The sequence below is a fragment of the Candidatus Cryosericum odellii genome, from assembly GCF_003570935.1.
In the GTDB taxonomy this organism is placed as follows: domain Bacteria; phylum Caldisericota; class Caldisericia; order Cryosericales; family Cryosericaceae; genus Cryosericum; species Cryosericum odellii.
The window spans coordinates 1-9,653 of record NZ_QXIU01000058.1; the positions used below are offsets into that span (position 1 = coordinate 1).

At 58.8% G+C, this 9,653-nt stretch carries 7 protein-coding genes; 4 read left to right on the plus strand and 3 right to left on the minus strand.

Going from position 1 to position 9,653, the window contains the following annotated elements:
- Positions 1-1,313 (minus strand): family 4 glycosyl hydrolase (locus tag SMC5_RS02220; RefSeq protein ID WP_119119416.1); only part of this gene is annotated, 1,313 nt, incomplete at its 3' end.
- Positions 1,314-1,524: 211 nt separating this feature from the next.
- Here SMC5_RS02220 and SMC5_RS02225 point away from each other — a divergent pair.
- Positions 1,525-2,586, plus strand: a complete 1,062-nt coding sequence (locus SMC5_RS02225) for a PAS domain-containing protein (RefSeq protein WP_165846136.1) — start codon at positions 1,525-1,527, stop codon at positions 2,584-2,586.
- A 16-nt stretch (positions 2,587-2,602) separates the two neighbouring features.
- On the opposite strand, the gene SMC5_RS02230 is transcribed toward SMC5_RS02225, so the two are convergent.
- Both SMC5_RS02230 and SMC5_RS02235 read right to left on the minus strand, forming a co-directional pair.
- On the minus strand, positions 2,603-4,240 hold the full coding sequence (locus tag SMC5_RS02230) for an alpha-glucosidase (RefSeq protein ID WP_119119418.1): 1,638 nt from the start codon (positions 4,238-4,240) through the stop codon (positions 2,603-2,605).
- Between the two features lie 15 nt (positions 4,241-4,255).
- Positions 4,256-6,004 (minus strand): glucosyl-3-phosphoglycerate synthase, encoded by a 1,749-nt coding sequence (locus SMC5_RS02235; protein ID WP_119119419.1) that lies wholly within the window; start codon positions 6,002-6,004, stop codon positions 4,256-4,258.
- A 207-nt stretch (positions 6,005-6,211) separates the two neighbouring features.
- On the opposite strand from SMC5_RS02235, the gene SMC5_RS02240 reads away from it, so the two are divergent.
- From SMC5_RS02240 to SMC5_RS02250, 3 genes are all read left to right on the plus strand, one after another.
- A complete protein-coding gene (locus SMC5_RS02240) occupies positions 6,212-7,114 on the plus strand; it encodes a carbohydrate ABC transporter permease (protein WP_119119420.1) in 903 nt (300 codons plus the stop codon).
- A 9-nt stretch (positions 7,115-7,123) separates the two neighbouring features.
- Positions 7,124-7,969 carry a carbohydrate ABC transporter permease gene (locus SMC5_RS02245; protein WP_119086780.1) on the plus strand — a complete coding sequence of 282 codons (846 nt, stop codon included), beginning with the start codon at positions 7,124-7,126 and terminating at the stop codon, positions 7,967-7,969.
- Positions 7,970-8,019: 50 nt separating this feature from the next.
- A partial coding sequence (locus tag SMC5_RS02250) for an extracellular solute-binding protein (RefSeq protein WP_119119421.1) occupies positions 8,020-9,653 on the plus strand: 1,634 nt, incomplete at its 3' end.

A 9,653-nucleotide genomic window follows, 5' to 3' on the forward strand; every position in this document is an offset into this window, starting at 1 on the left:
TCGAAGTATGGGGCTTCCTGCTCTTTGAACGCCAGGACGAGATCTCGTGCCACGGCCGGCGATGGTACCAGCGGATTGAGCGCCAGAGCCTCGATGAGAGCCCCGAGGTCGCGGTAGGCGACTGCGTCGACGAGGGACCTCTCGTACAGTTTCACCTGCTCGATAAGCAGTTGTGACTCCCTGTCGATGGGCCCGACTGCCAGCGGGCGGATGAGCCGTTCAGTGATCAGTGACGGGACCTCGACGACATCGTCGAGGGCAAGGCCGGCAATCGCCCCACGGTTCATGACATTGACGGGGACGACGGACTGACCCTTGCCTGCGAGGCCGAGAAGCACATCCATGGCAACGGCGCTGTATCCTTCGCCACTCTTGAGGCTCATGGCGGTCCGATATTCCTCTGCGAGGTGACCGTCCTCGCGTTTGCCGAGATATGCCTGATATGTGGCCAGCGGGTCGCTGGTTGCCATGAGATCGACTACAAGTTGTGCATTGAGGCGCTCCACTTCCTCGCCGCGGGTCTCCCCGGCAGCCTTGACGGCCGCGAGTGATTCGCGCTTGAAGGCGTAGTACCAGATGTACCCGTTGGGCAGTTTGCCGAGGCGTTGGACGAATGCAGGTGAGAAGTGTGTCATCACCTCAAAATCGGGCACCTGGTCGATCATGGAAAGGATCTGGGGCAACACGTCGTGCCCGAGAGCGTAGACGCTCTTGACGAAACCGCAGTGGTTCAGTCCGTAGTAGTCCAACACCAAGTCTTCCGGTTGGACCTTGAGGAGATAGGCCAACAGGATGCCGATGGAAGTCGGCGCATCACAGATGCCGACGACGTTGTGAAAGCCTCCATGGCTGACCATCGCCTGCGTGATGATCCCCGACGGATTTGTGAGGTTGATGAACCAGGCGTCGGGTGCAACCTCACGCAGCTCGTTGAGCATGTCCAGCACGACGGGGATGGTGCGGACAGCCATGGCAAAGCCGCCTGCGCCGACCGTCTCCTGCCCCAGAACATCCATCGAGAGGGGGATTCGTTCGTCCAGCGTACGCATATGGTCGCCACCCACGCGTATGGCGGCGATGACGAAGGATGCTCTGGTCACGCACTCGCGAAACGTGTCGGCGTGCGAGATATCGATCGTGCTGTTTCTGTCCTTGACAATGGCCGATACGATCTTATCCATGGCGGCGAACCGTTCGCCATCGGGATCGGTCAGTGAGATCTCTGTCAGGCTGAGCCGTTCCTGAAGGTCCAGGAGAGCGCCCACGAGAATCGGGACTCTTGTCCCTCCCCCACCAATGATGCTGACTTTCATCGTTGCCTCCAGTCGGTGCAAAACGGCACACCACGGCGCATCCGCCGGTGTTTTTTGTCCAGCGATATGGCAGGCGGTCCTTCCCATGAATGTTCTAGCGGGCCATCTTCCTTTGTCAAGGAGAGGGTCCGGGTGGTCCACGTTCTTCGGGGTGTTTGACAGGTCATCCATGATGGCTACGCTCAGAGATGTCGAGAGAGAAGGTGGACGGATGAAACTGGACAGTCCAGCAACCAGCAATACTCACAACGCAGCAGGGACGACAGGAAGGCCGCAGTGGTGGTTCAGGCGGGCGAGGACCGGAGCCACTCTGGCTGCATGCTTGTATGTGGTCGCGTGGAGCGCACTCCTGGGCAGTTTTGCCGACAATCTGACCATTGGCCAGGAAGTGCTGATGGCGATCGCCATCATCGTCAGTGGCATATTGATCTGGACGGCGGTTCGTGCCCTCATCCTCCAGCAGAGGTTTCTTGCCCGGCAGGAGAACATGGAGGCACTGGAGGAGTCACGGGCGTTCGCCCGCATCCTGATGGACAACCTTCCAGCGGCCATCTGGCTCAAAACGCTGGATCACCGGTACCAGGCGGGGAACCTGATGTGGGCGCAGTACAACCCTGCCGGGCCGAAGTGGAAGGACCTCTCGCTCAACCACCTGCTGGGGCACACGGATCGGGAGCTGTACGAGCCCGAGCGAGCGACGGAGTTCGAGCAGACGGACGACGTCGTTATTGCCACGGGGCGCAGCTGGGAACGTGACTACGACGAGATTCACGGCGACAGCCACATCCAGCTCCACGTGGTCAAGATGCCGGTCTTCGACATCCGTGGCTCTGTCGCCAGCGTAGTCGGCATTGGGTTCGACATCACCGAGATGCGCAGGAACGAACTGGAACTCGAGAAGAGTCGGGAACAGCTGGATGCGTTCCTGAACAGGTCGTCTGAACACATCTGCATGGTCGGCCTGGACAGGCATATCATCCTGGCGAATGCCCGCTTAGGCGAGTTCCTTGGCGTGCCCGTGCCTTCGCTCACCGGCCGGGACGTGGTCGATGTTATCGGGCCTGCTGATCGCAGTCGTGGCGTGGCGTTCTTTGACCGGTTGCTGCTCGGAGGACCCGAGCCACTTGAGGTTTTTGACATCCAGAACGTCTCGGGTTCGGTTCGACAGGTTGAAGTCAGCGGTGCACTGGTCAGGACGGAAGAGAGCCCCGACATGGTCGTGATCATTGGCCGGGATATCACTGGACGGAAGAGCTCTCACGTAGTGGAGTGACCACCTGTCCTCTGGGTTATGCGGGAGCGGCCGCTATCCTGACCTCCCAGGGAGCCAGACTGTTCGTGGATGGCTGCTCCTCTGTGGTAAACAGGGGAATCTGGTCTGACGTGAAGCTGCCCCGTGGGATCGCGACGGTCTGGTCGGACAGGTTTATCGTAATCGTCAGGTGTTCTGCTGAGGATCTGCGCGTGAAGCAGAGGCAGGTGTCCGACGGACCGGCGATGATTGACATATCGCCCGCATTCAACGCGGAATGGTGCGACCTGAACCAGCTGAGCTGTCTCGTGAAGCTCAGCACCGAGGTCGGGTCTGCTGCCTCCGCACTGTACGACATGTCAGGTGCACCGGCGGGCAGCCACGGGGTTCCCGTGGTGAAGCCGCGGTCGGGTGTCGCATTCCAGGGCATCGGCGTGCGTTCGCCGTCCCGGCCGACCGGCAAGGGCCAGTATCTCTTGCCCACGGGGTCCTGAAGGAGTCGCCTGGGGAGCGGCGTGTTTGCAAGCCCCAATTCCTCTCCATTGTAGAGGAATGGGGTCCCCTTGAGCGTCAGAAACAGCCCTGTCATACTCTTCGTCATCCGTGGCGTGAGATGGTAGCGTGATACTGCGCGCACGACGTCATGGCTGCTCAGGACCCAGGCGGGCCAAGCGCCCTCGGGCAGCAGGTCGAGGGTTCTCTGGATGATGTCGCGGAAGTCCTTCGCCCGGAAATGTCGAACGAAGAAGAAGAAATTGAACACCAGGTTCAGCTCGTCCTGGCCGTCCCCATAGTAGGACAATACCTGACCCTGCGTGCGCTGTGTGATCTCTCCCACCATCATGTGCCCGGGCTTCTCGTCGATGACGCCGCGCATTTCCCGTAGGGCGTCGTGCGTCTCCGGCTGATCCACAGTGTGGTCGTACACCTCGCGTGACATTGGGATGAACAGCGTCTTCGAAGGGTTGCCGGGCATGGGTTGAGCAATGACAACCTCGTGAGCGTTGTCCCGAAGCTGGGCGTCCTTGACGTAGTAATTGGCAACGTCGAGACGGAAGCCGTCGACACCCCGGTCCATCCAGAACCGCATGATATCGTGGATCTCCTCACGAAGCCGGGGGTTGCGCCAGTTCAGGTCTGCCTGTTGCTTGAGGAAGCTGTGCAGGTAGAACTCATGGGTCTGCTCGTTCCATTCCCAGGCCGAACCTCCGAATGACGAACCCCAGTTGTTGGGGGGTTTGCCGTTGGTTCCGTCGCTCCAGAGGTAGTAGTTGTGGAACGGGTTCTCGCGGGAGGTGCGTGCCTGTCTGAACCAGGCGTGTTCAGTCGAGCTGTGGTTGACGACAAGGTCCATGATGAGGTGAATGCCCCGTGCGCGGGCACCGGCCACGAGGCGGTCGAAGTCTTCCATCGTACCGTACGTGGGGTCGATCGAGAGGTAGTCACTGATGTCGTACCCGAAATCGCGGTTGGGCGACGGGTAGACAGGCGACAACCACAGGCCCTCGATGCCAAGGGAAGAGGGCGTACCGTCCCGCAGGACGTCCAGCTTGCTGGTCAGCCCAGGAAGGTCTCCGATACCATCGCCATTGCTGTCCATGAAACTGCGGACATAGCAGTGATAGATGACGCCCCGTTTCCACCAGGTTTGGCCCTGAGCGTCAGTCGCAATCATATCGGTTTCCTGGTGTCAGGTCGCTGGTTCGGCTGAAGCGGAAGAATCGAGAGGCGGCACCGAGAACATTGGAGGCCTCACCTCCTGCCCGAGGCGCGCCTGATACAGCGTAAAACCCGTGTCCGAGAGGAAGGGCTGCCGCAGGACGCCGTTCATGCGGTCAGCCATGCCGGGGGCCATCAGCCCGTGCGAGAGCCGGAAGAAGGCTTCCAGAACCTGGAACGACATCTTGGACAGTGCTTCCAGGGGCTGATTGCGGTGGATGATCTCGCCCAGTTCCGATTGGGCCAGACCATCGATGCCGTACTTGCGGACATATTCGATGACATTCCCGATCTCGACGCCATAGCCGGTCATGAAGTGCAGCTCGCGCAGGATGCCGGCACGTGCTGCGATAGTCCCCGCAAGTGGCTGGAACAGCCCTCCGAGTTCCGGATACCAGAGGTTCAACAGGGGGCGCGCGGTAAGCTCCGTGACACGGCCGCCGCCCACTTCCACGAACTCGTTGACGACACGCACGGGCCTGCGGTAGAAACCCTTGATGAAGTTCAGACGCTCATCCAGAAGAAGAGGGCCGACAAGTCCGGAGACAAATGATGGGTTGGGATTGGACAGGTCGGTGTCGACGAAGACGAGAATGTCTCCTTTTGCGACGAACAATGCTTTCCACATCGCCTCGCCCTTGCCGGGGTAGGCTCCAAGATCTGGGCGTACCTGCTGGTGGATATAGACAGGGATGCCGCGTTCGGTCGCTATGGCGCGCGTGTTGTCGCCACTGTCGCTGTCCATGAGGATGATCTCGTCGAGCAGTGGCCGTTCGTCCATCAGTGGTCCCTTGAGGGCGTCGATGACCTGTCCAACCGTTTTTTCCTCATTGAGCGCCGGCAGGATGAGAGAGATCGACACATGCCGGTCACGCTTGGCCTGGATGAGTCGATCGATGTCCTCAAACTCGCCCAGGGAGAACGTGTTCTTGAGGATCCAGGGCTCGATGGCTTGTGTTGTGGCTGATAACTGTTCAACCTCTGCGCCGCGCGCGTAGACAAACACGGTAGTTGCACGGAGCTGTCCTGCCATGACATGCGCAAGCAGGTGCTCGGTCACCGAGCGTTTTCTCGGGTGCTGTGGCAGTCCAAGGACAAGCAGGCCGTACTGAAGCGAACAATGTTCGATGGCGGATTCCACGCCATCCTCGGCTTGTTCGATGGCGAGGCGGGCCTGCGGCAGTTCAGCCTTGACCTTGCCATACGCCTCGAGGACGCTGTCGTTGACATTTGCAGCCTCACCCACATGGGTGACGTGGACGAAGCTTGTCCTGTCCACGACTCCGGCCTCGGTAAGCCGACGTACGACCGTCCCGGCAAGGACGGCATTGGAGTCGCCGCGGGCGAAGATGGCGGCTGTCCTGGAACGGTTTTGATGGAGTTTGTAACCGATAACCTGTGAGCTCGAATTACAGGCTGACTCGAGCAGGCCGACGTTCCCGCGATGCAGGAGGTCGAGGTCGATCACGAGTGCCCGGGAAGGATCTCCCAACGTTGCCAGGCGGATTGCCTCGTCGATCTCGACGATCTGGAAGGGTATCGATTCGGCCCCAAGTGCCTTGCGAGCCGCCGCTACCAGACGGTGGACACGGCCGATTTCCTCATCCGGTGTTTTGGGAAGGACAAGGACAACATCTCCGGCAGCGCCGGCCGAGCGAGCAAATGCGACCTTGGCCATGAGCCGCTTCGGTGCTGTGAGCTCAATAAAGTGTTGTGTCAATTTTCCACCCCCTCTCTGCAGGACGAATTCTGCTTCGGAAAGTATAGCAGAAGCACGGTTTCTTTCACTCCGAGACTATATGGTAAGGACTACCGAGGTGCTCACAGTCTCTTTTGACTTGCAGGTTGCCAATGTTATACTAAAAAGCTCAGTCCACCTGGCCAAGTCGTTACGGACTTGAAACTGCGGTCTAGAGGTGTTTGGGGCATGGACAACAAACTTACGCCGGCAAGACGAAAACAGGTTATCCGCGACAACGTCGCTGGCTGGCTCTTTACTCTCCCCTCGACACTCGTTCTTTTTGTCTTCACCTTCCTTCCGGCGTTCATCGTCGTTGGCCTCAGCTTGTTCGACACGAACCTTGTCGGCCAGAGCATCTTCGTGGGGCCTGGCAATTTCAGGCAGATGCTCACCTCAGGTGATTTCTGGGGTTCGGTGTTGAGGACACTCTATTTCACGGTAGGTAGTGTCCCGATTGCGGTCGCCGTTTCACTGCTGATCGCCGTGCTCCTCAACGCGAAAGTCCGGGGGCGGACATTCTGGCGCATGGGGTTCTTCATCCCATACATTACGCCGCTGGTCGCCACGTCCATCATCTGGCTCTACATCTTCAACCCCGACTACGGCATGCTCAACGCGACACTGCACTTCGTGGGTCTGCCAGTCAGCAGGTGGCTGACGGACACGGCGTCGGCGATGCCCGCGATGATCCTTTACTCGACGTGGCATGATATCGGGTTTGCGGTCATCATCTTCATGGCTGCCCTGTCCAAGGTACCGACCGAGCTCCTCGAGGCTGCACAGATCGACGGAGCCAGCGGATGGAGGACCTTCTGGCATGTCACGTGGCCCATGATTTCCCCTTCCACCTACTTCGTCGTGATCATCTATACGATCAGTGCGTTCAAGATGTTTACGCAGGTGGCTGTCCTGACGCAGGGGGGTCCAGTCGATTCAACGACAACGACAGGCTACTACCTTTATCAGCAAGCTTTTGGGCAGATGCATTTCGGCTACGCCAGCGCAGTTTCCATAGGACTGTTTGCCATCATTTTCCTCCTGACGATGCTCCAGCGCAAGGTGACCGGACGCAAGGTCTTCTACGGATGACGGTGTGACATGACGACGATGCGACAGTCCATTTTCTGGAACAGGGTCACCAGAGTTCTCCTCTATCTTGCCATAGCGGGGCTCTTCATCCTGGTCGTGTTCCCGTTCTACTGGATGATCGTCACGTCACTGCAGCCTCAGGACGCCGTCTTTAACGTTCCACCCCAGTTCTGGCCCAGGCACGCGACGTTCCAGAACTACATCGACGCCTGGAACTCCGCGCCATGGCTGCGCTACTTCGGCAATACGCTCTTCGTGGCGGTCGCTGCGACATTGATTTCCCTGGTGACGTCGTCCCTCGCCGCCTTTGCCTTTGCCTGCATCGACTTCAGGGGGAAAGAGGTGCTGTTCAACCTCGTCCTCAGCGTCATGATGATCCCCGCGGCGACGACGCTGATCCCGAACTTCCTCATTATCCGGACGCTCGGATGGTATGACAAGTTCTATGCGCTGATTATCCCCTTCGCAGCGAGCGTATTCGGCATCTTCCTGTTGCGGCAATACTTCATGTCGATGCCCAAGGAGCTCTGGGAGGCGGCACAGATCGACGGCGCATCGCGCCTGCGCTATTTCCGGAGCATCGCTTTGCCGCTCGCGAAGCCCGCGATCGTGACGATCGCCATCAATTCGTTCCTTGGTTCGTGGACATCATTCCTGTGGCCCACGGTCATGACCCAGTCGCAAAACAAGCAGCTGATCGAGGTTGCTCTGAACGCCTTCCTGGGCGAGAAAGGGCAGCAGTGGTCTCAGCTGGCTGCAGCATCGGTTTTCACGACGATCCCCATCGTCATCCTGTTCTTCTTTGTGCAGAGGCAGTTTATTGAGGGCATTGGCGGGGGCGGTATCAAGGGGTAGCCGTCTTAATGGAGTTGAACGTTACCATCCGATTTTCCAGGGGAGGAAGTATGCTCAACGCACGTAAGTTGCTGGCTGCTGTATTGGCGTTGCTTGTAGCATTCACTTCGGTGCTCGCTGCTGTTCCGAGTGCCAAGGCTGAGGCAATAACAACGATCGTGGTCTATATCGGCAAGAACACGGGTACTGTCAACGGAAAGACCACAACGCTCGAGCAGGGCGCTGTGATCAAGAACGGCCGCACACTGGTTCCACTGCGCTTCATCACTGAGGCTATGGGAGCCACGCTAGTGTGGGACGCTGTGACCAGGACCGCCAACATCACGCTGGCGGGCAACAAGATTGCCCTGACGATTGACAAGACGGTCGCCAAGGTCAATGACTACGACGTCACGCTGGATGCTCCTGCTGCAATCATCAACAGCAAGACCGTCGTCCCAATGCGTTTCGTTGCCGAGTCCATGGGTGCAACCACTGCATGGAATGCTGCGCTCAAGCAAGTCACCGTCCAGTTCTCGATGGATTGGCTGAAGAACAAAGCAATCGTCCCGTTCTGGGAAGCCATGGCTGCAGCACTCGGCAAGTCCCTCACCGGGCTGACCACAGAGTTCAACGCGACACATCCGAGCATGGAGGTTCAGCTGGTTCAGATGGCCGACTACACCACGCTGCAGACGAAGACCATCGGTTCCATTGCGGCAAAGGATCCGCCCCTCATCGCACAGGCGTATGAGAACTGGGCCGCTCAGTATGCCACCGGGTTCTATCTCAGCACGTTCGACAGCTACATCAACGGTGCCAATGGTCTGTCGAAGACAGACATCGCTGACTTCTTCCCCAAGATGTGGGATTCGTCGAAACTCGCCGACGGCAAGCGCTATATGATGCCGTTCAACAAGTCCAACGTAGTGCTCTACTATAACAAAGACATGTTCAAAGCTGCCGGCATCACACATGCGCCGGCGACGTGGCAGGAGTTTGCCGACGACTGTGTCAAGCTCACCAAGACTGACGACAAGGGCAACCAGACACAGTGGGGCGCTTCGCACACGCCATCCGTCGATCTCTGGTACGGGCTGGTCTATGCATACGGCGGCAAAGTCCTGAGCGACACGTATGACAACGTCCTGTTTGGCAACAGCAGCGCTGCCAAGACTGCAACACAGCTGTTCGCCGACCTGTATGCCAAGAAATTCATGCACTACACGACAGCTTATGGCGACCAGACTGATATTGGTAACGGCAAGGCTGGCATGACATTTGGCTCCGTGGCGGGTCGCACGTACTACGAACAGGCTGTCGGGGACAAGTTTGAGCTGGGCGAAGCACCTCTGCCCGCCGGACCTGCAGGCCAGGCCGCAGCACTCTACGGCACCAACATTGTCATGTTCGGCAATGCTCCCAAGTACACGCAGCGCCAGAAAGATGCTGCATGGGCGTTCATCAAGTGGTTTACCTCGGCTCATACGCAGGCCGTCTGGGCAGCACAGACCGGCTATATGCCGGCTCGCCAGAGTTCCCTCAAGGATCCAGTCCTCATCGCAGCGTACGCAGCCAAGCCCGAGACCAAAGCGGGCCTGGAACAGCTGGACGGAGCAGTTCTCGAACCGCCGACTGGTGGATGGAACGATGCGCGCAACAAGATCACCGCAGATCTGCAGAGTATCTACCTCGGCAAGGTGAC